Annotated in this window: 28 protein-coding genes and 1 tRNA gene; 13 read left to right on the top strand and 16 right to left on the bottom strand. The window is 43.6% G+C overall.

The features are described from left to right. From AAC852_RS10355 to AAC852_RS10370, 4 genes are all read left to right on the top strand, one after another. A partial coding sequence (locus AAC852_RS10355) for a DUF1281 family ferredoxin-like fold protein (protein WP_479715108.1) occupies positions 1-345 on the top strand: 345 nt, incomplete at its 5' end. A gap of 108 nt (positions 346-453) precedes the next feature. Continuing rightward, a complete protein-coding gene (locus AAC852_RS10360; RefSeq protein WP_340620968.1) occupies positions 454-1068 on the top strand; it encodes a DNA methyltransferase family protein in 615 nt (204 codons plus the stop codon). 227 nt (positions 1069-1295) lie between these two features. Further along, entirely contained in the window at positions 1296-2306 is a 1011-nt protein-coding gene (locus AAC852_RS10365; RefSeq protein ID WP_340620969.1) for a TraI domain-containing protein, read from the top strand. A 101-nt stretch (positions 2307-2407) separates the two neighbouring features. Next, positions 2408-3415: a tyrosine-type recombinase/integrase gene (locus AAC852_RS10370; RefSeq protein WP_340620970.1), complete on the top strand. Its 1008-nt coding sequence runs from the start codon at positions 2408-2410 to the stop codon at positions 3413-3415. A 348-nt stretch (positions 3416-3763) separates the two neighbouring features. Here AAC852_RS10370 and AAC852_RS10375 read toward each other — a convergent pair. The 4 genes from AAC852_RS10375 to mutY all read right to left on the bottom strand — a co-directional run bounded on the left by AAC852_RS10375 (position 3764) and on the right by mutY (position 6548). After that, positions 3764-3839: transfer RNA gene (locus AAC852_RS10375), tRNA-Phe, on the bottom strand. A gap of 153 nt (positions 3840-3992) precedes the next feature. Next, a complete protein-coding gene (gene mltC / locus AAC852_RS10380) occupies positions 3993-5066 on the bottom strand; it encodes a membrane-bound lytic murein transglycosylase MltC (protein ID WP_340620971.1) in 1074 nt (357 codons plus the stop codon). 110 nt (positions 5067-5176) lie between these two features. Then, positions 5177-5449: an oxidative damage protection protein gene (locus tag AAC852_RS10385; protein WP_340620972.1), complete on the bottom strand. Its 273-nt coding sequence runs from the start codon at positions 5447-5449 to the stop codon at positions 5177-5179. A 58-nt stretch (positions 5450-5507) separates the two neighbouring features. Next, positions 5508-6548 carry an A/G-specific adenine glycosylase gene (mutY, locus tag AAC852_RS10390; RefSeq protein WP_340620973.1) on the bottom strand — a complete coding sequence of 347 codons (1041 nt, stop codon included), beginning with the start codon at positions 6546-6548 and terminating at the stop codon, positions 5508-5510. Positions 6549-6804: 256 nt separating this feature from the next. Between mutY and trmB the strand changes: the two genes are divergently transcribed. From trmB to AAC852_RS10415, 5 genes are all read left to right on the top strand, one after another. Continuing rightward, positions 6805-7524 (top strand): tRNA (guanosine(46)-N7)-methyltransferase TrmB, encoded by a 720-nt coding sequence (gene trmB, locus AAC852_RS10395; protein ID WP_340620974.1) that lies wholly within the window; start codon positions 6805-6807, stop codon positions 7522-7524. Beyond that, positions 7524-7850, top strand: a complete 327-nt coding sequence (locus AAC852_RS10400; RefSeq protein WP_340620975.1) for a YggL family protein — start codon at positions 7524-7526, stop codon at positions 7848-7850. The genes trmB and AAC852_RS10400 overlap by 1 nt, the downstream gene beginning before the upstream one ends. Positions 7851-7896: 46 nt before the next feature. Beyond that, complete coding sequence (gene glsB, locus AAC852_RS10405) at positions 7897-8868, top strand: glutaminase B (RefSeq protein WP_340620976.1); 972 nt, start codon at positions 7897-7899, stop codon at positions 8866-8868. 88 nt (positions 8869-8956) lie between these two features. Next, the gene (locus AAC852_RS10410; RefSeq protein WP_340620977.1) at positions 8957-9679 is read left to right on the top strand and encodes a DUF2884 family protein; all 723 of its coding nucleotides are present in this window, start codon (positions 8957-8959) and stop codon (positions 9677-9679) included. A gap of 124 nt (positions 9680-9803) precedes the next feature. Then, positions 9804-10757: a siderophore ABC transporter substrate-binding protein gene (locus tag AAC852_RS10415; RefSeq protein WP_340620978.1), complete on the top strand. Its 954-nt coding sequence runs from the start codon at positions 9804-9806 to the stop codon at positions 10755-10757. Positions 10758-10905: 148 nt separating this feature from the next. On the opposite strand, the gene hemW is transcribed toward AAC852_RS10415, so the two are convergent. Genes hemW through AAC852_RS10440 form a run of 5 tightly spaced genes read right to left on the bottom strand, consistent with a single transcriptional unit; the run spans position 10906 to position 14812 of the window. After that, positions 10906-12036, bottom strand: a complete 1131-nt coding sequence (gene hemW, locus AAC852_RS10420; protein WP_340620979.1) for a radical SAM family heme chaperone HemW — start codon at positions 12034-12036, stop codon at positions 10906-10908. Continuing rightward, entirely contained in the window at positions 12029-12622 is a 594-nt protein-coding gene (locus AAC852_RS10425) for an XTP/dITP diphosphatase (protein ID WP_340620980.1), read from the bottom strand. The genes hemW and AAC852_RS10425 overlap by 8 nt, the downstream gene beginning before the upstream one ends. A gap of 25 nt (positions 12623-12647) precedes the next feature. Further along, positions 12648-13214, bottom strand: coding sequence for a YggT family protein (locus tag AAC852_RS10430; protein WP_047685547.1), 567 nt, complete (start codon positions 13212-13214; stop codon positions 12648-12650). A 33-nt stretch (positions 13215-13247) separates the two neighbouring features. Then, positions 13248-14069, bottom strand: coding sequence for a pyrroline-5-carboxylate reductase (proC, locus tag AAC852_RS10435; protein WP_340620981.1), 822 nt, complete (start codon positions 14067-14069; stop codon positions 13248-13250). 26 nt (positions 14070-14095) lie between these two features. Then, a complete protein-coding gene (locus AAC852_RS10440; protein ID WP_340620982.1) occupies positions 14096-14812 on the bottom strand; it encodes a YggS family pyridoxal phosphate-dependent enzyme in 717 nt (238 codons plus the stop codon). A 22-nt stretch (positions 14813-14834) separates the two neighbouring features. Here AAC852_RS10440 and AAC852_RS10445 point away from each other — a divergent pair, with 22 nt between their 5' ends. Further along, positions 14835-15851 carry a type IV pilus twitching motility protein PilT gene (locus AAC852_RS10445; protein WP_340620983.1) on the top strand — a complete coding sequence of 339 codons (1017 nt, stop codon included), beginning with the start codon at positions 14835-14837 and terminating at the stop codon, positions 15849-15851. Positions 15852-15905: 54 nt separating this feature from the next. Here the strand turns inward: AAC852_RS10445 and ruvX are convergent, their stop codons facing one another. The 4 genes from ruvX to rsmE form a co-directional block, all read right to left on the bottom strand. After that, entirely contained in the window at positions 15906-16328 is a 423-nt protein-coding gene (gene ruvX / locus AAC852_RS10450) for a Holliday junction resolvase RuvX (RefSeq protein WP_047685254.1), read from the bottom strand. After that, positions 16328-16891 carry a YqgE/AlgH family protein gene (locus AAC852_RS10455; RefSeq protein WP_340620984.1) on the bottom strand — a complete coding sequence of 188 codons (564 nt, stop codon included), beginning with the start codon at positions 16889-16891 and terminating at the stop codon, positions 16328-16330. Before AAC852_RS10455 ends, ruvX begins: the two co-directional genes overlap by 1 nt. A gap of 110 nt (positions 16892-17001) precedes the next feature. Next, the gene (gshB, locus tag AAC852_RS10460; protein ID WP_340620985.1) at positions 17002-17961 is read right to left on the bottom strand and encodes a glutathione synthase; all 960 of its coding nucleotides are present in this window, start codon (positions 17959-17961) and stop codon (positions 17002-17004) included. 9 nt (positions 17962-17970) lie between these two features. After that, complete coding sequence (gene rsmE, locus AAC852_RS10465; RefSeq protein ID WP_340620986.1) at positions 17971-18702, bottom strand: 16S rRNA (uracil(1498)-N(3))-methyltransferase; 732 nt, start codon at positions 18700-18702, stop codon at positions 17971-17973. 358 nt (positions 18703-19060) lie between these two features. Between rsmE and AAC852_RS10470 the strand changes: the two genes are divergently transcribed. Further along, positions 19061-19591 carry a prepilin peptidase gene (locus AAC852_RS10470; protein WP_340620987.1) on the top strand — a complete coding sequence of 177 codons (531 nt, stop codon included), beginning with the start codon at positions 19061-19063 and terminating at the stop codon, positions 19589-19591. Between the two features lie 16 nt (positions 19592-19607). On the opposite strand, the gene AAC852_RS10475 is transcribed toward AAC852_RS10470, so the two are convergent. Then, a protein-coding gene (locus AAC852_RS10475) for an IS1 family transposase (protein WP_340620988.1) occupies positions 19608-20326 on the bottom strand; the annotation gives its coding sequence in 2 pieces (ribosomal slippage) (positions 19608-20077 and positions 20077-20326; 720 coding nt in all). Between the two features lie 114 nt (positions 20327-20440). Beyond that, positions 20441-21271 (bottom strand): MBL fold metallo-hydrolase, encoded by an 831-nt coding sequence (locus tag AAC852_RS10480; protein WP_422824289.1) that lies wholly within the window; start codon positions 21269-21271, stop codon positions 20441-20443. Positions 21272-21463: 192 nt separating this feature from the next. Here AAC852_RS10480 and AAC852_RS10485 point away from each other — a divergent pair, with 192 nt between their 5' ends. Then, the gene (locus tag AAC852_RS10485) at positions 21464-22378 is read left to right on the top strand and encodes a LysR family transcriptional regulator (RefSeq protein WP_340620990.1); all 915 of its coding nucleotides are present in this window, start codon (positions 21464-21466) and stop codon (positions 22376-22378) included. Here the strand turns inward: AAC852_RS10485 and AAC852_RS10490 are convergent. Continuing rightward, complete coding sequence (locus AAC852_RS10490) at positions 22361-23290, bottom strand: LysR family transcriptional regulator (protein WP_340620991.1); 930 nt, start codon at positions 23288-23290, stop codon at positions 22361-22363. The genes AAC852_RS10485 and AAC852_RS10490 overlap by 18 nt on opposite strands. A gap of 178 nt (positions 23291-23468) precedes the next feature. On the opposite strand from AAC852_RS10490, the gene lysA reads away from it, so the two are divergent. After that, positions 23469-24767, top strand: a complete 1299-nt coding sequence (lysA, locus tag AAC852_RS10495; RefSeq protein WP_340621187.1) for a diaminopimelate decarboxylase — start codon at positions 23469-23471, stop codon at positions 24765-24767. The last annotated feature ends 36 nt before the right edge of the window (positions 24768-24803 follow it).

The raw sequence follows: 24803 nt of genomic DNA on the forward strand, positions 1-24803 counted from the left end.
CTGAAAGGCATTGCCTCCACCGTACAGTTCTACGACGAGCACTACGGGCTGGAATGGCCGTTCGGTCACCATGTCCGCTGGGAACGGCGTAATGTCAGCAGCTTAACCGTGCGTTTTGATTCACCGTGGGCACCGCCCTCTGCGGAACTGATGGGGGAACTGTCAGCGATGTTTGATTGCGAGATCCGCCATTGGTACAGCGAACCGTCAGGAAGCCTCAAAGGCTACGATTGTTACAGCGGTAACGGCTTACCCGGACGCGAAAACCGGCCTGCACTCTATCTGGTTAACGGTGAACAACCCGAAATCAGTCAGGCACTGCCGGCGATTGCTGTCGGACAGTAGCGATTTGTTCAGTACCTTATTCTTTATTTTCACTTCAACCGAAGGGGGAAGCACGTTCCCCTTCCGGGGCGTGTTTTCCCTATTTTTATGCGACAAGGAAAACACGCCATGGCGTCTCGTACCGATTACCAACAGGAATTTATCTCGCTGTTTAATCAAACCGCCCGCTATCAGCCTCGTTATCAGGTCTTCCGGGATTTTTGTCACTGCGCAATGGCGGCCATTCACAATAAATATTGTTTCAGTGAGGAGCTGGAGCAGTTTTATCTGAAAACCATCAGGAAATATGCGCGGGAAGATGTTGACCGGATTGTAAAACTCTTTTCCACTGCCGTGCTGGCACTGGCAGAAGCGCCCGGCGATTTTCTCGGCACGGTGTTTATGCGGCTGGAGCTGGGGAATAAACACCTTCAGCAGAAACCCTTTGTGACCCTGTACGAGCCGGCTTGTGGGGCGGGCTGTATGACACTGGCCGCTGCCGACGTCTTGAGAGAGCAGGGGCATGATCCGTTATGCAGCCTGTGGGTGTCAGCGATTGATATTGATCCGCTGGCCGCGGTGATGGCTTACGTCCAGCTTTCTCTGGCCGGCATTCCGGCAGCGGTCACTGTCGGCAATGCGCTGGATGATGGCGGCAGCAAACGGACACGTTACACGCCGGCCCATTATCTGGGTAACTGGTCGAACCGTTTACGGGAGCATCAGCAGCCACAGGCCGCCTGAATTTTTTCAGCCTCTGTTCTGTTACTCTAATGCGCCTTTCGGGGCGCTTTCTTATTTTCGAGTAGTTTTAATATATTGATTTATAGTGAAAATTAAGGTGATCCGATAAGCGAGTCGGTGGGTGAATCGAGTCAGTTTAATTTTCATTTCCGTAAAAAGAGTTTTTCCTTGTTTCAGACCGGGATTCACCGACACTGAGCCCAATTTGAACCGAAAGAGGAAAAGCCATGTTTCAGCGTTTTAAATCGCATTTTGCCCGCCAGTCTGCCACACCGCAAAAATCATCCGAACAACAACCGGAAGCCATTCGTGACAGCCGGGGCTATTTCCGGCCGCAATCGGTGGATAAGTTACTGGCCACCCCACTGCGCCGTCAGTGTCTGACGCAATTATGGCAAAACACTGCCTTGCCCGAAGGGCTGTATCAGCGTTTTTATTTCGCACCGGTGAAGCAATTGCTGAGCCGTGTCCAACAGGTGCCGGCAACACCGGAAGGTAACTGGTCGGGCAGCGGGGATTTTGCTGACCTGACGCTAAAGTTTACCACCTGTGCCGTGCGGCTGGCGAAGGGACATCTGTTACCCCCCGGGGCAGCACCGGAAACACAGGCAGCCCAGAGCTTGCTATGGCAGGCGGTTGTGTTCTGGACGGCATTATTTTACCACCTGCCCCTGTTGCAGCACCTGGAAGGGGAGCTGGATGATGGGCATGACTGGCAGCCGGGATTGTGGACGCCAGGCCGTCGCTTTCGTTTCCGGTTCCGGTCGTCCCGGCCAGATTTGTCTGTGCCACTGAACGCCATGATGGCAGCCCGTTTACTGCCGGAAGATGCGGTGACCTGGTTGTTTCTGGTACCGGACGCATGGACTTGCCTGACATTGCATCTTGGTGGCCATTCATCCTCTGTACCGTTGATTGATGAATTACTTCAGGAAGCCGCCGGACAGGTGGAGTCGCCTTTATTGAAACCGGGGAATTCTGCAGAATTGTCTGATGTCGCTGGGGTATCACCTGAACCTGGCCAGGCTTCTCCGGATTCCCCATTAGAAATGGCACCGGCATCTGAGCCATCCGGCGAGAGTGATACCCAGACGTTATTGTCTTTATTTCAATCCGGTCATGGGTCCTCTCATCAGGAGAAGGCAAAAAATCATCATCACGGCTCGAAATTCGCCAAACAGTCTGTATCGGATAAAGAAAATGTTGCCAGAAAAGATAACCACAATACATTATTGTAATGTAAATAGTTTAACTGATTATTTATATCTTGTATTTCCATAAAACCGTTTATGAACAATTGAGTGTCATGATTTATTTAATATATTAAGGAAAAAATAACATGTTGCCTGCCGCAGAAAAAATCAGTTGGGATGAGTTATTGGAAGAGTACTTTTTTTCACATATGTTGCGACCGGCCACCGAGTGGAGTTATCGCAAAGTTACCCGGGTCTTTATCCAGTTTATGGGAGAAACGGTGTTGCCGGAACAGGTCACTCACCGGGATGTGCTACGGTGGCGGCGTCATCTTTTGATGGAGAAAAAACAGTCGAGCCATACCTGGAACAATAAGGTGGCCCACCTGCGGGCTATTTTTAACTTCGTAATGGACAGGAAACTGCTGCCATTTACCGAGAACCCGTTTAGCAATGCGGCGGTGAAAAAAGAGAAGAAAAAGAAGAAAATTCTGAGTAAAGTCCAGATAACCCGTCTCTACCTGCTGATGGGGCAGTATGGGGAAGAAGAGCGAACACAGGTTGCTCCCCGGGGAGGGCGTTGTGCTTTATACCCGACCGGGTATTGGCTGACGGTGCTGGATACGTTCCGGCTGACAGGCATGCGTCAGAACCAGTTACTGCACCTGCGATTACGGGATATCAACCTGGATGGCAATTATATTGTATTGTGCGTCGAGGGCAGTAAAAATCACAGTGAGTGGCGGATACCGATGATCCGGCAGCTTAAACCCCGGCTGGCGCAACTCCTTGAACAGGCGAGAGCCTGTGGAGCGAAAGAGGATGATCCGCTGTTTGATTTAAGCCGTCTGAGTTTTCGTCATCACGGGCGGATGGCCAGTTACCAGTATGATCACGATAAAGAAAGGCAGCATATTCGTTCTTTTTTCAATCGGTTGTCGAAAGAGTGTGGTTTTGCGGTCTCACCTCACCGTTTTCGTCATACACTGGCAACAGAGCTGATGAAAGCACCGGATCGTAATTTGCAGCTGGTCAGGTGTTTGCTGGGTCATCGTAGTCTGGCAACCACCCTGGAATATATTGATATCGATATGGAAATCGCGGGTAAAACGCTGGAGAATGAACTGGCGATATATCTGGATATTTCGGTGTAAGGATATCAGGGAAAAAAAGACAGGGCAGGCCTCAGACAGGATTAGGAGGTGGAGGTCTTAGTGAACGGCCCTGCATCAATATCGATGGTATGAAAAATGGCTAATACCGATCCGGCATCCCGTAAAGTTTTTCCCTTACTTGACATCAGAATCAATTACTGAAATCATTATTTTAAATGAAAAAAGAGTGCTTGCAAATGCAGGCACCCTGTATTCATTATTTACGGCTTTCTTAAACATTGAGTGTGCAAATTAGGCGATCAATTGTTTAACATTGAATTAACAGCCCTAAATTTTAACTTATTTGTTAATTATCTGATAATATTCAACAAATTAGCTTTAAAATCTTGGTGCCCGGAGGCGGAATCGAACCACCGACACGGGGATTTTCAATCCCCTGCTCTACCGACTGAGCTATCCGGGCTAACGGGGACGCATTAAACCGTATTAGTTCCAATCCGTCAACGACTTTCTGCATAAATTTATTTAAGTGCTTTCAATTTACTCAATTAGTTATAAATATAAACAAAGAGTGGAAAGATAAGCTCTTTTCCACTCTTTTGTTTGTGGCGATTAATTATCGACGATAGCTTTTTTGTGCATTATTTACTTTCATCAAATAACGGCGTGATTCAGCTGATGGGTGTTTATTTGTCAGTGTTTCATACACATCGCCCGGGGCCATTGAGTTAATTATCTGAGCAGCTTTCTTCTTATCATTGGAAAATACCCTTAACACACTGCCTGCACCACCGTTGTATGCTGTAATAACCGCATAGCGGCGAGAAGTTGCATTTTGGATTTCACCTAAATAGGTACTCTGCAATATCGCCAGATAGGCAGTGCCCGTATCAATATTATTTGCCGGATCAAAAAGATAATTGCGACTTGGTTGACCAGATTTTCCCTGTAGCTTGAACACATCCTTTCCGGCAGTATGTTGAACGACTTGCATTAATCCCAGAGCATCAGCGTGGCTGACAGCGTAAGGGTTAAAACTGGATTCTGTTTGCATAATGGCTAGGATTAGTGATTCATCAACACCATATTTAATAGACGCTTTGCGAACCATTGGCAGATATTTATGAGCTCGTTTGTCCAGATGGTTAGGAACTAACTGCATGGTGACAGACCAAATGACATGTAGACCTGATTGGCGTTTCTGTAATTTATTCTGGAGCAGGTAATTGGCAAAATGGTTTGCTCTCCATTCCCAGCGAATTGGTTCACCCGTATTATCTAAAACTTGTCCATACAAAAACGGTTCTTTGCTAATTTCGATATCATTAGAATCAGAATAAAGATCGACAGAACCCGGATCATCACCCATCAACAATGTTGTCACAATCGCCTGGCGTAAATGTTCAGTAGGATCAATAGGAGATATTGTTTCAATGGTGATCGTCCCCGCATCAAAATTGATATGGCTGCGGGTTTTATATTTATCTGTATATTTTACATAATCTTTAGGACCCGCGATTAAAACTTCTTGTAATCCCCAGATATTTTCAATGTCATGAGCGAATTGCCCCATTAAGATATCAAATCCATTCGTGTCTTTTATATATTCTTCTTTGTATTCAAAATCTTGTTTACTAGAGCAGGAAATTAGAAATGGGGTGAGCAGAAATAGTGCCAGCAGTCTTTTCATTTTGCGATGCCGTTGGGTATTGATATGTTGTTAGAGGTTATTAAGGTAACTTCTCATTTATTGGGTGATTTTAAATCCTGAATTCACCCAATAAATATAAATGCTAAAGATTATTTTTCTGGCGGAGTGTAACCGTCAATTTGAATCTCTTTCCCTTCAAACAGGAATTTCACCATTTCTTGTTCAAGTAGTTTGCGATCTTCTGGCTTCATAGTATTTAATTTCTTTTCATTAATCAGCATGGTTTGTTTGCTCATCCATTGTTGCCACGCCTCTTTAGAAATTTCATTAAAAATACGTTTACCCAGTTCCCCTGGGTAAAATTGAAAATCTTGGCCTTCGGCTTCTCGTTGCAAAAAAGTACAAAAAATCGTTCTGCTCATGCTAGATCCTCTAAATCCTCAAAATAATGGAATGGAGCAAAAAATAGTGGGACAAAGTTTAGCCCAACTGCTGCAAAAGGTACTCAACGGGCGCAGCCAATCCAATTGCTGCTGGCTGGCGTAAGTTATACCAAAGTCCTTTACTTTCATCCATGCAGGAATCAAAAGATAAGATATCGATTTTAATAGGGACGATATCCAAATGAAAGTGACTGAATGTGTGGCGAAATGCTGTTAGCTGTTCAGGCTTGTTATGAGAAATACCCGATTCCTTCAGCCACAGTTCCAGTGAAGTTGCATCAGTAAATTGCGGGAATGCAAATAGTCCGCCCCAGATGCCGGATAGTGGGCGTTGTTCTAACCAAACTGTATCGCCATTCTGCATCAATAAAAAGTAAGCTGTTTTTTCAGGGATACGCTGTTTCGGTTTTTTCTCCGGATAGTTTGCCCAGCTGTGGTTGGCATAAGCTATGCAACCTGTATTGAGAGGGCAAATTTCACATTTGGGTTTACTGCGGGTGCATACCATCGCTCCCAAATCCATCATTGCCTGATTAAAATATTCAACACCCCGTTTGGGAGTAACGCGGGTACTGATATCCCATAATTGATTTTCCACCTCTTTTTTTCCCGGCCAACCATCAACGGCATAGCAGCGAGCCAGAACGCGCTTAACATTGCCATCAAGGATAGGAAAGTGTTTTCCTTGAGAAAGTGAAAGGATGGCACCTGCGGTAGAGCGGCCAACACCGGGTAGAGCAACGACGTCATTAAAAGTAGTTGGGAATTTTCCATGATGCCGTTCAACAATGTGTTGAGCCGCTTTGTGCAAATTACGGGCTCGTGCGTAGTATCCCAGGCCAGTCCATAAATGCAAAACTTTATCCAATGGCGCTGCTGCCAATGATGCCACATCAGGAAAACGTGAAATAAATTTCTGGAAATAAGGTATCACTGTCGCGACCTGTGTTTGTTGCAGCATCACTTCTGAAAGCCAGACGTGATAGGATGTTTTTTCTAACTGCCACGGCAGGGTTTTGCGACCATAATGGTGATACCATTCAAGTACTGCTTGTGAAAATTGCTTTGCTTCCATCATTAGAATAATTGTCTTTATATCTGATAATAGTTTCGTGAACAGGATTGCAACATAGTGTAACCTCAGAGTAAACCCGAACTTTGTTTCGAAGCGCCACACAATTTAACATTAAAGTTGTGCTTACAGGCATCGAACTTGATAAACTCAGCCATCTTTGCATAATTGCGCTCTCTTTGGGCAATCCTGCGGTACATAACACCTCGGACGCCTGAGCAAATGCCTTTAAAACTGATAGAAAGTACCAATAGACAGTACCATGATAAATAACGTAATTTCACCGGAATATGATGAAAATGGCAGGGCTTTGCGCCGTGTCCGCAGTTTTGTGCGTCGGCAGGGACGGTTAACCACTCGTCAGCAACAAGCACTTGATAATGTCTGGCCGAAGATGGGAGTGGATTACCAGCCAAAATTGTACGATATGGCAGTACTGTTTGGTCGTTCCGCCCCTGTTGTGTTGGAAATTGGTTTTGGTATGGGAGCCTCTCTGGTCACGATGGCAAGCCAGAATCCAGAGAAAAATTTTTTCGGGATAGAGGTTCATGCTCCGGGAGTCGGTGCGTGTCTGGCTTCCGCACAAGATGAAAATCTCAGCAATTTGCGTGTGATGTGTCACGATGCTGTTGAAGTGTTGGAAAATATGATCCCGAAACAGAGTCTGGAAATGGTTCAGTTGTTCTTCCCTGATCCATGGCATAAAGCCCGTCATAACAAACGTCGAATTGTGCAGCCTGATTTTGCTCAACTGATCAGAAGTAAACTAAAAATTGGCGGTGTATTCCATATGGCGACGGACTGGCAGCCATATGCTGAACATATGTTAGAAGTTATGAGCGAAGCCGAAGGGTATCGCAATATATCGGAAAGTGGTGATTATGTACCACGCCCTGATTCACGCCCTGTTACGAAATTCGAGATGCGTGGTCATCGTTTAGGGCATGGTGTATGGGATCTAATGTTCGAGAGGGTAAAATAATGGCTAAAAATCGTAGTCGTCGTCTGCGTAAAAAACTGCGTATTGATGAGTTTCAGGAATTAGGTTTTTCAGTAAAGTGGAATTTCCCGGCCAATACCTCAGTTGAGGTTGTAGATAGCACAGTTGATGCTTTGATTGAAGAGTTAATCGAGCCGAATGGCCTTGCTCTGGATGCCAGCGGTTATTTGCAGTGGGAAGGTATGATCTGCTTGCAGAAAATCGGCAAATGTACCGAAGAGCATCGTCAGTTGGTTGCTAATTGGTTGAAAGCTCGCGGTATGGAAGAGATTGTTACATCAGAATTATTTGATGTGTGGTGGGATTGATTCGTTGTTGTATTAAAAGTTGCGTTTTAGACAACAATGACGCTGTATGCAGGGGCTCCTTGTGAGCCCTTTTTTGTCTGGAGAAAAAGTGGTGAAGGTAAGGTTCTCTAATTCGTTATTGGCAGATATCTTAGATGAAGTGCGCCCTTTGATTGGTCAAGGAAAAGTAGCAGATTACATTCCCGCTCTGGCAGAAGTTCCAGTAAATAATTTTGGGATGGCTATCTGTACGGTTGATGGACAGGTTTTTAAAGCAGGAGATGCAGAAAAACGTTTCTCCATCCAATCTATTTCCAAGGTGTTAAGCCTGACATTGGCAATGACACGCTATAAGGAAGAAGACATCTGGCAACGGGTGGGCACAGAGCCTTCGGGACAACCATTTAACTCATTAGTGCAGTTGGAATTGGAAAAAGGTATCCCCCGTAATCCCTTTATTAATGCAGGAGCATTAGTTATCTGTGACATGCTGCAATCACGTTTGAGTGCGCCTAAGCATAGAATGCTGGAGTTTGTACGCAGTCTTACAGGGCAAAAAGCTATTGGCTATGATGATATTGTTGCCCGCTCAGAGATGGAGCATTCCAGCCGTAATGCTGCAATTGCTTACTTGATGAAGTCATTCGGTAATTTTGAAAATGATGTGCTCACTGTTCTGAAAACTTATTTTCAGTATTGCGCCCTGAAAATGAATTGTGTTGAGTTATCTCAGAGTTTTATTTACTTGGCTAACCAAGGGCGAATGATAGATTCTGGTCAGCAAATTTTAAGTCTCCGGCAAACTAGACAGATTAATGCCCTTATGTTGACGTGCGGTATGTATGATGGCTCAGGTGAATTTGCGTTCAGGATCGGTATGCCTGGAAAATCGGGTGTAGGCGGAGGAATTGTCTGTGTGGTTCCGGGAGAATTCACTGTCACGGTGTGGGCTCCTGAACTAGATCGTTCGGGCAACTCTCTGGCTGGTTGCGCAGCACTGGAAAAATTAGCTGAACGTATCGGGCGTTCTATTTTTTAATGTGAAACCTTAGCAGATAATTACGGAAGCCCCATGATGATGGGTAAGTAAGAGATCGCAAAGCCGAGGATTCCAGGAGAATGAATGTATGTTACGAAAAATTGTGATTGCTGCATCGCTGTTATTTGTTGCTCAGGGGCAAGCGGGTTCAGAATGCCGGACGACACTTAAAGATGACATTATTGTTACACCAGAATCTGTCCAGATGATTGGTGAAAACGACAACCTGAAAATTCTGCCTGATGGCTCTGTGCTTCGCAATGGTAAAGCATTGTCACTGAATGCTGATCAACGCAGCAAAGCGAGACAATATCAGCAGCTTGTCCGTCAAGATTTGCCCTGGGTGAAGAAAGAGGCTTTAAGTCATTTAGCAGACGCGCGTCAGGCTCTGGATAAAGTTGTTGCTGAAACAATGGGAAAGGATAGCAATATTCGTGTCCGCTTAACCCAATTGGAATCTGGCCTGAATAAGCAAATTGATAAGGTACTGGAAACCCGCCCCAATGGCATTGCCTTCAATTATCAGGTAATCAAACAGGCAGAAACAGAAGGGCAGAACCTTATCCAACAGAGTTTAGGCGGTATTTTGCAGGACAGTATTAATGAAATGAGCCGTAATACGAGTAATCAGAATGGTGACGGCAAACAGATGCTAATGTCTCTCCTTAGTGGATTGGGAAGTGCACAAAATAGCTTTGATGCAGAATGGAAAAAACAGGAAAAAGAGCTGAAACGCTTTAGAGAAGAGGTATGTAATAAAGCTGATAAGCTGGAACAGTTACGTATCAATCTATTGAATTCCATTAACTAAATCACAATACGTTTATATCAAATAAGAATCAGTATGAAATTGATTCTTATTTGATTGACATCCTATGTTTGGCCTCTAGAATGCAAGTCACTTCTTTACTCACATGATTCATTCAGGTGCCACAATGAAAAAGATCCTGCTGATTGTTTTAGCTTCATTGTTTTCTGTCACTAGCCATTCCGCATTTAGCCAGCAATCTATAACATTTACGCCAAATTCAGTAACATCAGTAATAGCTGAATCTGGTAAGTATGTCACAATAAAACATGTTTCCGGTGAAACTAAGGTTAAGAAAAGCCCTAAAAGAGTGGTCTTATTTGATTTTGGTACTTACGATTCCATGGCAAAGTTAGGGTTATCTGAACGTGTTATTGCATTGCCTGAGGAAAGTTTGCCCGAATATGTGCGCAGTAGCGTATCTGAAAATATGCATAATGCCGGAGGAATGAAATCACCAGATTTAGGAAAATTGGCTGAAATCAAACCAGATTTGATTGTGATCACTGGGCGTCAGAGATCTTTTTATGATCGTTTATCGCAAATTGCCCCAACTGTAGATTTAAGTACGGACAGTAAAAACTACCTGCCATCTGTGGAAAGTAACATTAAATTATTGGGTGAATTGTTTAATAAACAGGATGCAGTGAAAACTCATTTGGCTGATTTGGAGAAAACCATTGCGGTAGCACAGGAAAAAGCAAAATCGTCAAATAGTAAGGCACTGGTTTTATTGCATAATGCGGGTGAGTTATATCCTAATAATCAGGCTATTGTTTACAACGTGATTAAAGCACATCGAGCTGTCTTGCCAGCTAAATCGGATAAAGACAAAAGCAAGAGTGTGACGGCGGATATGATTGCACAAGCTAACCCTGATGTAATTTTTATTATCGACCGCAGTGAAGCAATTGGTGCAGGTAAGTTAGAAAAAGCTCAGTTTGAAAATGATCAAGTCAAATCAACTAATGCCTATAAAAACGGCAAAATAGTCTATCTGCAACCTGATTTATGGTATCTGTCTGGTGGTGGATTAGATAGTTTGACACGTCAGATTAATGCTGTTGCTGATGCGTTGTAATCATACCCATTAATCTATTTTCTCTTACATGATCAAATAAAGCTGCTCCTTTGGTTTCAGGTGCAGCCTTATTTTTATAAGACGATCTTTACTAGAATGGTTTTCTACGAATGGTTTTCTATAAATAGTTTTCTACAAAAACTGCTTTCTACAGAAATAATTCCAACAGTGAATTCAGAAATAGTTTGCCGTGCTGAGTGATTTGCCAGTGCGTATCACTTTCAGTGATATAGCCTTTCGCCAGCGCCTTATCGATTTGTGGACGGATAGCGTTTTCTGGTAATCCAGTAAATTGGCTGAAATCTTGCCGTGGCATTGCTTCCAGCAGACGAAAACGGTTCATGAAAAATTCAAATGGACGATTTTCATTATCCACCTGATTTTGTTGATCCAAATAACGCCCCTGCATATAGCCGCGCGGGTGTTTGGTTTTTACTGTGCGCAGGATGTGCCCATCTGCAAACGAAATCTTTCCATGTGCACCACAGCCAATTCCCAAGTAATCGCCAAAACGCCAGTAATTGAGGTTATGCTGACATTGATAGCCCGGTTTGGCATATGCCGATGTTTCATACTGCTGATAGCCTGCCGACGTTAATAATTGGTGACCTTGAGAGAAGATATCCCATAGTGCATCATCATCTGGCAGAATTGGTGGGCGGGAACCGAAACTAGTATTAGGTTCAATCGTCAACTGATACCAGGACAAATGGGGCGGAGAAAGTTCAATGGCTTGGCGCAAATCGTTCAGCGCTTCATCCAGTGTCTGGTTAGGCAAACCGTGCATCAAGTCCAGATTGAAACTACGTAATCCAAGTCCATCCGCTAATCGTGCCGCTCGTTTAGCTTCTTCCGGGCCGTGGATACGCCCTAAGCGGATGAGTTTATCAGAGCCGAAACTTTGTACTCCTATTGAAATCCGGTTAATGCCCGCTTGTTGATAAGCACTGAAACGATCAGCTTCAATGGTTCCCGGATTAGCTTCCATGGTAATTTCTGCTTGTGGGGAAAGTGGCAGTGAATCCCTTACTCCATCAAGTAATCGTTGCATTCCTTCAGCGCTTAGTAAGCTGGGTGTACCACCGCCAATAAAGATTGTCGATACTTCACGACCATCAACCATAGGTAGGTCATTTCGTAAATCAGCCAGCAGATGTTCGACATATTCCTGATGTGGTACATCCCCCTTTAACGCATGTGAATTGAAATCACAATAAGGGCACTTCTGTACACACCAGGGAATATGAATATAGAGGCTCAGTGGTGGTAATTTAAGCATTACGCATCGCTTCCAACAGCATTTTTAAGGCTTGTCCACGATGTGAAACAGCACTTTTTTGCTCACGACTCAGTTCTGCTGCTGTACAGCCAAATTCTGGTACATAAAAAATGGGATCATAACCAAAACCGCCACTTCCGGCAGGCTCCCAGGTGATAACACCAGACCAGCGACCGTGGAAAACTAGGGGAGTTGGATCTTCTGCATGACGTAAATAGACCAGAACGCAATTAAATTGTGCCTGGCGTTGTTCATCAGGAACATCGCGCATAGCTTCCAGCAATTTTTCCAGATTATGTTGGTCGGAGGAATCAGTTCCCGCATAACGGGCTGAGTAGATGCCCGGAGCACCACCTAACGCATTGACTGATAACCCTGAATCGTCAGCAATGGCGGGTAAACCTGTGACAGCCGCAGCATGGCGAGCTTTGATGATGGCATTTTCAACAAAGGTCAGACCTGTTTCATCTGCCGAGTCTACGCCCAATTCAGTTTGAGCTACGATATCTAAACCAAAGTCAGCCAGCAAACCTGCCAGTTCACGTACTTTGCCTGCATTTCCCGTAGCGAGAACAACTTTCTGCATTGTTATTATCCAATCAACTTATTATTTATTGACCAATTAGGGCCGGAACTAACCACGCCAAAACATCATAACGGAGAGCGTTTAGCGCATACAGGATCAATATAACAATCATGGCTGAGAAATCGATCCCCCCCATTGCAGGGATAATTCGACGGATCGGCGCCATCAGTGGTTCTGTCAGTTGGAACAGAACATAATCAACAGGATTACGTCCCTGGCTGATCCAACTCAGTAATGCGCGGACGATGACAAGCCAAAATACCAATTTTCCGGCAGCAGTAAGCAGTTCAATTAATCCGAGCAGGAATATCATGGCAGAAGGCAGTAAGAATTGTCCTGCTGCTAACCAGAAAGGGAGTAACATTTTGATAAGAACAAGCAAGTAAGCTAAAACAACTGAGGCTGAATCAATAGGGCCAATAGCGGGGATAACTCTACGCAATGGGCGCACTACCGGTTGGGTGATTTTGACGATAAATTGTGAGAATGGATTATAAAAATCGCAACGCGCCCACTGCATCCAGACCCGAAGCAGCAAAACTGCGGTATATAAGTCCAGAACCGTAAAAAAGAGAAAGTTTAAGAATTGCATGTAGCAGCCCTGATTAAATTACATTTGATTGATTTAAAATAATTTTTCCATTTCCTGTGCCCGGCGAATTGCTCCTTGCATGGCTTGGGATACAATTTCCGGCAGATTGCTTTCGTAAAAAATACGTAATGCTTCAGCAGTTGTTCCCCCTTTAGATGTTACCTGTTCGCGCAGAAGAGAAAAAGGAAGTTCTGCCTGTGATTCAGCAAGTTTAGCTGAACCAATGGCCGTTTGCAGGACAAGTTCTCTGGCCGTCTGGCTATCAAAGCCCAAACGTTCAGCTTCCTGCTGCATCGATTCCATAAACAGGAAGAAATAAGCTGGGGCACTTCCTGCGACCGCAATAATATTGTTGATATGATCCTCATTCTCAACCCTACAGACTTTACCGACACTATTCATCAATGATTCAGCAAATTGGCGATCAGACTCGTTGACCTGTTCAGGAGCGAACATTCCACTGATCCCTTGCCCAATCAGAGCAGGGGTATTTGGCATGATACGGATAATATTGAGATTATCTTGCAGAAATGAGTAAAAGCGGGAAACAGGAATGCCGGCCGCAATGGAAAGAACGAGTTTTTGGTCGAGATTTACTTGTGAGCGCAAGGGGCCACAAACTTCTTCCATCATTTGAGGCTTAACTGCTAACACAATAACATCTGCCTCTTGAGCATAGCGAATATTGTCACTTTGGCTGTTAACGCCATATTTTTCAACCAAGACATCACGGCGAGTCGTACTGGGTGAACATACAGTGATGAGTTCGGCAGGATAACCTTTTTTGACCAATCCGGCGATGATGGCATGGGCCATATTTCCAGCACCGATAAAAGTGATTTTTTTATTTTCCATGAAGAATCACCTCGAATAATATCTGGTTAATTTTGTTCAGTTAATTTGGCAGAGCTATATTGGCGGGCACCGAAAATTGCTGTTCCAATGCGTACTAAAGTTGATCCGCAAGCGATAGCGGCTTCCATATCATCAGTCATTCCCATAGAAAGTGTATCTATTTGTGGATATTGTGCCTTTAATTTAATAAACGCTTGTTCCATTTGGCGAAAAACGACTGTTTGTCGTTCAAAATCACTTTCTGGTGCAGGAATAGCCATCAAACCACGTAATACCAGATTAGGCAGAGAATGGATAATTGCTGCCAGCTCCTCCAGTTCTTCCAAAAGAATACCTGATTTACTGCTTTCCCCACTGATATTAATTTGGATCAGAACATTCAGTGGAGCCATGTTTTTAGGCCGTTGTTCACTCAAGCGTTGGGCGATTTTCAAACGGTCAATGGTATGACACCAGTCAAAATGTTCGGCTACCAGACGGCTTTTATTAGACTGCAAAGGGCCGATAAAGTGCCACACTAAATCGTCGTGGTTAGCAAACTGTTGAATTTTTTCAACGCCTTCCTGAACGTAATTCTCACCAAATTCCCGTTGACCTGTAACTATGGCTTTTGCGATAGCTTCCACAGGTTTGGTTTTACTGACTGCAAGTAACGTAATTTCTTCTGGAGAGCGTCCGCATTTTTGAGCGGCAAGGATGATGTGGTTCCTGACATCGTGAAGATTTTGTTCAATATTGTGCATAAGAAACTCAGGAGATTAAAAAATGAATATGGAAAAATTAGTGGCCCTTAGTGTAAAGCATAATGCTTCCGATCTGCATCTTTGTGTCGGGCAAGTGCCAATTTTGCGCATCAATGATATGTTGTATCCGCAAACACAACTATCAGAAATTGACGATGATTTCATTATGGCATGGAGCAACGCTGTATTGCCTGAAGAACAGCAGCAACAGTTACAGATAGCCGGGCATGTCGATTTTGTCGTAGAAATGCAGGATAAACGGCGGCTAAGAGGAAATCTGTTCTATCAACAAGATCATATTTCATTGGTGTTACGGTTAATTCCTGATAAGTGCCCGACATTGGAACAACTATATGCTCCAGAAGTTATCCAGCGCCTTATTTTACAGGAAGAAAACAATCTGACAGAAAATGGCTTGATATTAGTGACAGGAGCGACCGGAAGCGGTAAATCGACAACATTGTCAGCGATGATTAATGCTCTCAACAATCACGTCAGAAAACATATTGTCACGTTGGAAGACCCGATAGAATTTGTACACCGAAGCCGAAACTGTTTAATACAGCAAAGGCACATCGGGAAAGATGTGCCAGATTATCAAACGGCATTAAAAGGGGCATTACGGCAAGATCCTGATGTGATCTTGCTAGGGGAATTGCGCGATAAGGAAACGATCCGATTAGCATTGACAGCCGCTGAAACCGGGCACTTGGTTCTGTCAACACTGCATACTCGCGGGGCAATTCAGGCCATAGATCGTCTGGTGGATGTTTTTCCCGCCGATGAAAAGGGATGGATATGCAGCCAACTGGCGGGTAGTTTAAAGGCAGTGATTGCCCAGCAATTGCTTCCTGCTAAAAACGGAGGCCGGGTGGCTATTTATGAAGTTCTGGTCGTCAACCAGGCCGTCAGCCATTTGATCAGGGAAGGAAAAAATCACCAGATAGCAACATTAATGCAGACAGGATCTGCCTGCGGTATGCAAACTTACCAGCAAAGCCGCCAACAGCACAAATCGTCGGGGTTGCTAGTGGAATAATGGCATGATGGAAAGTTCATCATGACCAGAATTCACAGTGATCGCTGTTTTTGGCTATGAATATCGTTGCTCAAACCAGCTTTCCAGTATGACGACAGCAGAAGCGGAGTCAACTTTGCCTTTATCAAGGGCGCGATATCCACCATGATCAAACAAGTGAGATCGTGCTTCTACCGTGGTTAGGCGTTCATCGTGTAGCTCAACCTGGACGCCGAAACGACCATGCAAACGGTTAGCAAATTTGCGTGCCTGTGCTGTAACCAGTTGCTCTGTACCATCCATATTGAGTGGCAGACCAACAATGACCAAATCGGGTTGCCATTCTTTGAGGAGCTTTTCAATCATATCCCAATTGGGAGAACCTTCTTTTGCTTTGAAAGAATCTAATGCTCTGGCTGTACCGGTTATTTCCTGCCCTATAGCTGCACCAATACTACGAGTACCAAAATCGAATGCAATCACTGTGCGATTTTTCATCAGGCATGTCCTGCTTGTAATGCGAGATTGTGGATATTAATGCCCAATAAGGATGCGGCTTCACGCCAGCGATCGGCAACAGGGGTATTGAAAATAATGGAGGCTTCTGCACTGACGGTAAGCCAGCTATTTTCCATAATTTCTTTTTCCAGTTGGCCTTTTTCCCAACTTGAGTATCCAAGAGTCATTAAAACATTTTTCGGTTGGCGTGGTGTACCTAGTGCTTCCAGCATATCTTTGGAAGTGGTAACCATTGTTTCATCAGAGATTTGGATGCTAGAACTGAAGCCGGATTGTGGTGTGTGTAAAATAAAACCATGCTCTTCAGACAGTGGGCCGCCAGCCATTACGGGCTTATTCAGATTGATATTATTGTCTCTGTCTTCGGGGGTGATACCCAACTTCTTCAAGATCCCTTGAATAGAAATCTGAGCTATCGGTTTATTAATAATTAACCCCATCGCCCCGTTTTGATCATGTTCGCAGATATAAACTACAGAACGATTGAAATAAGGATCAGTGAGCGAAGGCATGGCGATGAGAAAATGATGCTGTAGGTTCATGTGTTTTCTGATAGTTATTTTTACAATGTATGAATGAGTTGGCCCACACAGTATGTGGGCGCATATGATAAATGGCAAATACTGTCAGGAAATGGAAGCTGTTTAACCAATTATACTGTCTGTTTTTCCAATCGTTTTTCAATCGCATCCATTAACATGCCTGTAATGGAGATTTCAGGAAAAGCGGCTTCTATTTCACGTACACAAGTTGGGCTGGTAACGTTAATTTCAGTCAAGCGGTCACCAATGATATCAAGCCCAACGAAAATTAAACCTTTTTCTTTTAAGACAGGAGCGACGGCGCGTGCGATAGCCCAGTCACTTTCTGACAGTGGACGAGCTTCCCCGCGCCCGCCTGCTGCAAGGTTACCACGGGTTTCACCCTGGGCGGGGATGCGGGCCAGGCAGTAAGGTACGGGCTCGCCATCAACAACCAGTACACGTTTATCTCCATCCTTAATAGCTGGCAGAAAATTTTGTGCCATACAGAAGTGGCTGCCATGCTCGGTCAGTGTTTCAATAATCACACCGATATTCGGATCATCTTGCTTTAGGCGGAAAATAGAAGCTCCACCCATACCGTCCAGTGGTTTAAAAATAACATCACCATGTTTTTGGTGAAATTCACGCAGAGTTCTTGCGTTGCGTGTTACCAGAGTATCTGGTGTCAATTCAGGGAACCATGCGGTAAACAGTTTTTCATTGCAGTCACGCAGGCTCTGTGGTTTGTTGACGATCAGGCTGCCTTTGGCTTCAGCTCTTTCCAGAATATAAGTGGCGTAGATATATTCAGTATCAAAAGGAGGATCTTTGCGCATCAGGGTAACATGCAGTGTATCAAGGGCTATATCCTGTTCGATGCCAAATTGATACCATTGCTGAGGATTCTCTTCCACTGTAAGCAAACGGGTTCGTGCACGACCTTCACCCTGATGCAGATAGAGGTCATTCATCTCCATGTAATGGATTTCCCACCCGCGCTTCTGTGCTTCCAGCAGCATAGCGAAACTAGTGTCTTTCTTTATTTTGATGGATGAGATTGGATCCATCACTATACCGAGCTTGATCATTCTTTCTCCTTAACCCAGATCACCAAAACGCACTTGTAATGCTGTGATTGCAGTGAGTGCCGTTGTCTCTGTCCGCAGGACGCGGGGGCCTAACAGAATATCAGTAAATTGGTAATTTGCCGTCATTTCTATTTCTTCGGCGGATAATCCCCCTTCTGGACCAATCAACAGACGAACTTTTTTCACTGGTAATGGTAGTGTATTGATGCTTTGGCTGGCACGAGGATGTAAATTTAATTTTAGGCTGCTATCGTTTTCTGCACACCATGCTTCGAGTGACATAACCGGACGGATCTCAGGGATCTGATTGCGTCCACATTGCTCACAGGCAGAAATTGCGATTTTTCCCCATTGTTGTAATTTTTTTTCCAGCCTTTCTGCATCCAGTTTCACACCACAGCGTTCAGAAAGTAATGGCGTAATAGTATTAACGCCTAATTCAACGGATTTTTGAATTGTGAATTCCATTTTTTCACCACGGGACATGACTTGCCCCAGATGCAGATCCAATGGTGATTCGCGGTTAGACCATTTGCCTGCAAGGATGCGCACTTTGACTGCTTTTTTACTGGCTTCAGTAAGTTCTGCATCAAAAACCTGATTGCTACCATCAAAGAGTTGCAATTGTTGTCCACTACTCATTCTGAGCACACGGCCAACATGATTGGCAGCATCATCACTCAGGTTGACTATGGTTCCTACAATGAGTGACTCAGGATGATAGATGCGGGGAATTCGCATATTTTTTCTTTCCTTCTTTTTTCCGGATAGTTCCTTTCCAGATAGTTCAGATACAGCCTAACGCTATATCATAAAGTTGATTTATCGCCATGATAAATGAGCGCTGATTGCATGATCAAGCTATCTCTCAGACTAAAAGAAACTCAAGGTACAGTTGCGAGCTGGCTCGCATATTTATTTCATCATGGCTGTTTTAATGCATTTTTCATTGCCAATGACCTGAACGGGAATTTAGTATTCACCGTGTTCTGATTAATATCAGAGAATAAATAGGGAATATCGTGTGTCCTGTGAGTTTCAAGGTGTAGCCAAAAAGCGGCAACTTGAAAGAGGGCGGGGATAACAGGGATGTTATTTTATGGAAACTGTATTGAACATTTTCATGGATGGAAAAAATGTATGGTTCAATAACGTAGTCAATGTAAACGGAATAATAATTTTATTTTTCTGCATCGTTTTGTTTTTCTTAGCAGTTATCGATATAAAAACTTATCAGCTACCAGATATTCTCACTCAACCTTTATTATGGCTCGGATTGGTACTTAATAGTAATAGTGATGTAGTTCCAATAAAGAGTGCGATATATGGCGCTATATCAGGGTATTTATATTTATGGGTATTGTATTGGTTTTGTCGGTATATATTGAAGAAAGAGGGGATAGGTTACGGTGATTTAAAGTTGACCGCCGCAGTTGGTGCATGGATTGGTGTGGAAATGATACCCATATTGATGTTGCTGGCTTCATTATCTGGTCTATTAGGGTTTGTTATGATTTGGCTGAAAAGAAAAAGCTATCCTGAATTTATCGCTTTTGGGCCTTATCTTTGTTTTTCTGCCGTACTTTTGATGGTTTTTAATTTGCATGGGGCTAATGTGATTTCGCTTTAGTAATTTTAGATAATTATCACAGAAAATCTAAACATGATGCCTCCCCTTTTAAACTTTTGAACATCAGGAAATACATCAAAAAAGAAAAAATACAACATTTTGAAAAAGATAATGTTTTTCGAGTCAGTCTTGCCAAATGCTGACGAAGGTTCAGATTATGCCTTTCTATACGTTGAGTATAACGCTTACTGACCACATGCAGTTTCCCTGCCAATGCTTTTTCATAACTTTTCCAGCCATCTGTCATATAAATAACGATATTGAAAGGTGCCAGCAAGGCCATCAGGCGCATTAATGTTTTCTTTGTCCTTGAACCAAAAACATGGGCGATCACTTTTCGTCTTGTCCTGTCGTAGGCGTAAAAGAGCCAGCGCGGCTGTTTCTTTGACTTCACGTACGACCATTGTTCATCCATTTCACAGCAGATAATCACTTCGGTGCCGGGCGCAATGGCTTCTGTTACCGATTTGGGTCTGAGCTTTTTAAGTGGCGAAGCACGGTATTTAGGCCAATCCCCATCACCCGCGCTGTCGCCCGACATCCCATGCCATTCATGGCCATATCGACGATTTGCTTATGGGTTCCGGGGCGACATGCGGCATAAGTGAACTCAAGTTGCCAGGAATGACGGCAGGATTGGCAAAGATAACGTTGATGACCAGAACGTGAGCGCCCATTGCGATGGATCCCTTTAAAAGCACAACAAGCGGGGCAGGTTACATCAATCTTTGCCATTTGAATGTTCTCGAAATAGAAAGATTATACATGATCAATAAATTGATATCACAACCGAAATATCTATTCTAATAAAATATGGGTGCTATTTTTCGTAACACCCATATTTTTAATTTATTGAGGCCACTTCATTTCGCCTTTCAATACTTTGGCACTTAATTCAAGACTGGATTCATCAGCAAGGTTTGGGTAATGTTTTTTCATGGCTGAAATTAATGCTTGTGAATCTTTTGCTTTGGGTAACTCTTTTTCCAGTGTTGTCAGATAATTTTGGGTAAAATTTACTGATTCCAATGTCATTGATGAATTTCCCAGATAATGACCGGGAACCACAGTTTCAGGTTTTAAGCTTTTGATTCGCTCTAATGTTTGCATCCAGTGCTGGCGTGATGATTTAGTCTGAGTATCAGCAATCCATACATGGATGTTGTCGGAAACAGTTACACCACCAACAACTGCTTTTAATTTCGGGATCCATACGAAAGTGCGGTCTGCGGCAGGGCCATTTAAACCTTCAACAATCAGTTTTTCACCATCTACGGTAAAGGTATTTCCTTTCAATGTTTTAGGTACAATAATTTTTTTGGGTGCTTGATCTTGTAGGATGCCTCCCCAATAGACCAGTTTACCATCTTTGGTTTCTTTGATAGCTTTAATCGTTTCAGGTGAGGCGATCACTTTGGCATCAGGGAAAGCTTCAGTGATTACATCAAGGCCGAAATAAAAATCAGGATCAGATTGGCTGATGTAGATCGTTGTCAGTTTTTTACCGGTCTGTTGGATCATTTTAACCAGTTCTTGAGCGTCGCTTTTTTTGAATTGTGCATCGATCAGTACAACTTCATGTTTGCCACTGATGATTTCAGAAGAGACCGGGAAAATGCCGGCTTCGCCCGGATTGTAGACATCTAACTTAAGATTGGCTGCTTGGGCTAATGCCCCCATTCCCAGAGAGAGTGTTGTAGCCAAAACGGTATTTCGTATTGTTTTATGAGCCATCATCGAATTCCTATACAAAAATGCTTATTTGCTTGAGCGATTCGTATAATAAATTGCATATTTCGATTTAAAAATCCCATAACTGGCAACTATTTGTTGCATATATCGAGCTAATCAACATGGAGACACAGAGACAAGATGGACAGGATCACCGCAGCACAGGTTTTTGTCACAATTGTTGAACAGGGCAGTTTGAGTGCAGCAGCAGAACGGCTTGATATGTCACGGGCAATGGTGTCACGTTATCTATCTGAAATGGAAAGATGGGCAGAAGTTCGTCTTCTGCATCGCACAACGCGTAATATAAGTCTGACTTCAGAGGGAGAGCAGGCTTATCAGCGTAGCCTTAAATTAATGGAGTTAGCGGAGGCGATGCCAACTCAACAATTGACAGAGGCTCATACCTTGAAAGGATTATTAAGGGTAGGTTGTTCTCAATCGTTGGGAGTCAGCGCACTGTCTGTGGCAATTACTGAATTTATGCGGAAGTATCCTCAGGTCGCTGTTAATCTGCAAGTCAATAATAAAGTCGTTAAATTGGTTGAAGAACGCATTGATTTAGCAATCCGCATTACCAATAATTTGGAGCCGAATTTGATTGCTCGTCCGCTATCGACTTGTCATTCTGTTGTTTGTGCCGCTCCTTCTTATCTAGATGGAAAAATAATCCCGCAAAAACCCGTCGATCTGGCAGAACATAATTGCCTGACATATAACTTTTTTGGCAAGAGCTTATGGCTGTTCGAAAAACAACATCAGCAGTATTCAGTTCCTGTCAGTGGTACGTTAAGTGCCAATGAATCGACGGTACTTATGGAAGCCACTTTGCAAGGAGCTGGTATCACTATGCAACCTTATTATTCCGTCTCACCTTACTTAAAATCCGGGCAGTTGATTGAACTATTACCTGATTATCAACCTCAGGCAATGGGAATTTACGGTATTTATGTCAGCCGTCGAAATATGCCCGCCACTTTACGGGCATTGTTGGATTTTCTGGTTGAGTGGTTTGCATCTTCTCCCCACTGGCAACAATTAATGTTGAAAAGCTAATGTTAATTTTTGTGGAAATAGCTCAGCCTGCTGCTTTAGATGAGTAATAAATATTTCGACAGGCTCTGAAGATGGGCGATGGATAGGTTTAATTAAGCTGACTGTGAACGGAATTTCGATACTGAATGGCCGTATGCAGAGTCCGGCATTTTTATCCAGATAATCCAGTGCTGTCAATGGGTTGACAATCGATACACCAATACCTTCACTGATCATGGCACATACTGATGCCGCACTGTGAGTTTCCATGATCATTTTGCGTGAGACTTGATGTTTGTTAAATATCGCATCAATCAGTTGCCTGTAGCTATCTGTAATAGAAAGGCTGATAAACGGCTGTCCATGAAAATCTTCTGGTTCTAGTCGCGCTTTTTGTGTGAGTGGATGGTTGGCGGGCAAAACACAAACTTCATTCAATGTCATCAAGGTCTCACGTCCGGTTCCTGCGGGTGTTTGCATATGTTCAGTCAAACCGAGATCGTAGCGTTGTGCTGAAAGCCATTCTTCCAGTAGTGGTGACTCTTGTGGAATGATTGTTAGTTGCGCATCAGGGTAGGATTGGATAAAGCTATGACAGGCTTTAGGCAATAAGGATTGGGAGAATACTGGCAAACAGGTCATGGATAGTTGGGCATATTCAAACTGGCGGATACAGTCTGCCGTATCGAGTATTCTTTCCAGCCCATAATAGGAACGCTGTACTTCTTCAAATAGTCTTATGCCTTGTACTGTTGGGAATAAACGCCCTTTTATCCGATCAAATAACTTCAATTTCAGTAATTGTTCAAAGCGCGCCAGTTCACGGCTCACCGTTGGTTGTGAGGTTTTCAATAAAACCGCTGCATCAGTCAGATTCTTGGTGGTCATGACTGCATGAAAAATCTCTATATGTCGCCATGAACAGGTGTGCATAACCTTCCCCCCCCCCTTTTTTATTTGGTTTGCTGTTTCACGAATACCACATAATAATGCGTTTAAAAAGAACGCAAAACGATATCACAGGTGAATAGATGATAGTAAAAAGGATATTTTTATTCCTGTCTGATTGGTGTCAATAATGAAGCATCTGCTGATTGATGAGAAAGTCTCAATGACACAACCAACTCTTACCACTTCTTTAAGCAATAATTTTACACCAGAGAACCTCCTTAGCTTGCCCGCTGTTTATGGAACACCCTTGTGGATCTATGACAGCGCTATCATTATCAGGCAAATCGAACAGTTAAAGCAGTTTGATGTTATTCGTTTTGCACAAAAAGCCTGTTCCAATACCCATATTCTGCGTTTGATGAGAAAGCAAGGTATCAAAGTGGATTCGGTGTCATTAGGAGAAATTGAACGTGCGCTTCATGCCGGATTTCAGCCAGGACGTGATAAATCAGAAATCGTATTCACTGCTGATCTGATTGATGAAGAGGCGTTGGCTCGTGTGATTGAATTAGATATACCTGTTAATGCAGGCTCTATCGATATGCTGGAGCAGATTGGTCAACGTCAGGCTGACCATCCGGTTTGGCTGCGCATTAATCCGGGATTTGGGCATGGCCATAGTCAGAAGACTAATACCGGCGGTGAAAACAGTAAGCATGGGATCTGGTTTCAGGATTTGCCTTTAGCTCTTGAGAAAGTTCGTCAGTATAAACTGAACCTGATAGGTTTGCATATGCATATTGGTTCAGGGGTTGATTACCAACATCTTGCTAATGTCTGTGGTGCTATGGTGGAACAGGTTGTATTGTGCGGGATGGATATTCAGGCCATTTCGGCAGGAGGAGGGTTATCCATCCCCTATAAAATCGGTGAAGAAGTTGTAGATACTGACCATTATTACAGCCTATGGCATAAAGCACGCCAACGTATTGAACAGCATTTGGGGCATCATATTGAGCTGGAAATTGAACCTGGTCGTTTTTTGGTTGCCGAAGCAGGAATTTTGCTGACAGAAGTACGGGCGGTAAAGTCTATGGGAAGCCGCCATTATGTGCTAGCAGATGCAGGTTTCAATGACTTGATGCGGCCAGCAATGTATGGCAGTTATCACCATATTTCTGTGTTGTCTGAAAATGAGTTATCTGGAAATGGACAAAATAGTGAAGGTAAGAGCAGCGAGAGGGCAAACTTACAGGAGACGTTGGTGGCAGGGCCATTATGTGAATCAGGAGATGTCTTTACTCAGTTGGAAGGGGGAGAGGTTATTCCCCGTATGTTGCCCGATGTTTCTGTCGGGGATTATCTGATTTTCCATGATACAGGTGCTTACGGTGCATCTATGTCCTCAAATTATAATAGCCGGCCTTTGATCCCTGAAATATTGTTTGTTGATGGTGAATTTCGTTTAATTCGACGCCGGCAGACAATACAAGAATTGTTATCACTGGAAGTGATGTAAAAAAATATGGGGGCATAAAGCCCCCATATTTTTTAA

The organism is Xenorhabdus siamensis (genome assembly GCF_037996745.1).
GTDB lineage: Bacteria > Pseudomonadota > Gammaproteobacteria > Enterobacterales > Enterobacteriaceae > Xenorhabdus > Xenorhabdus indica.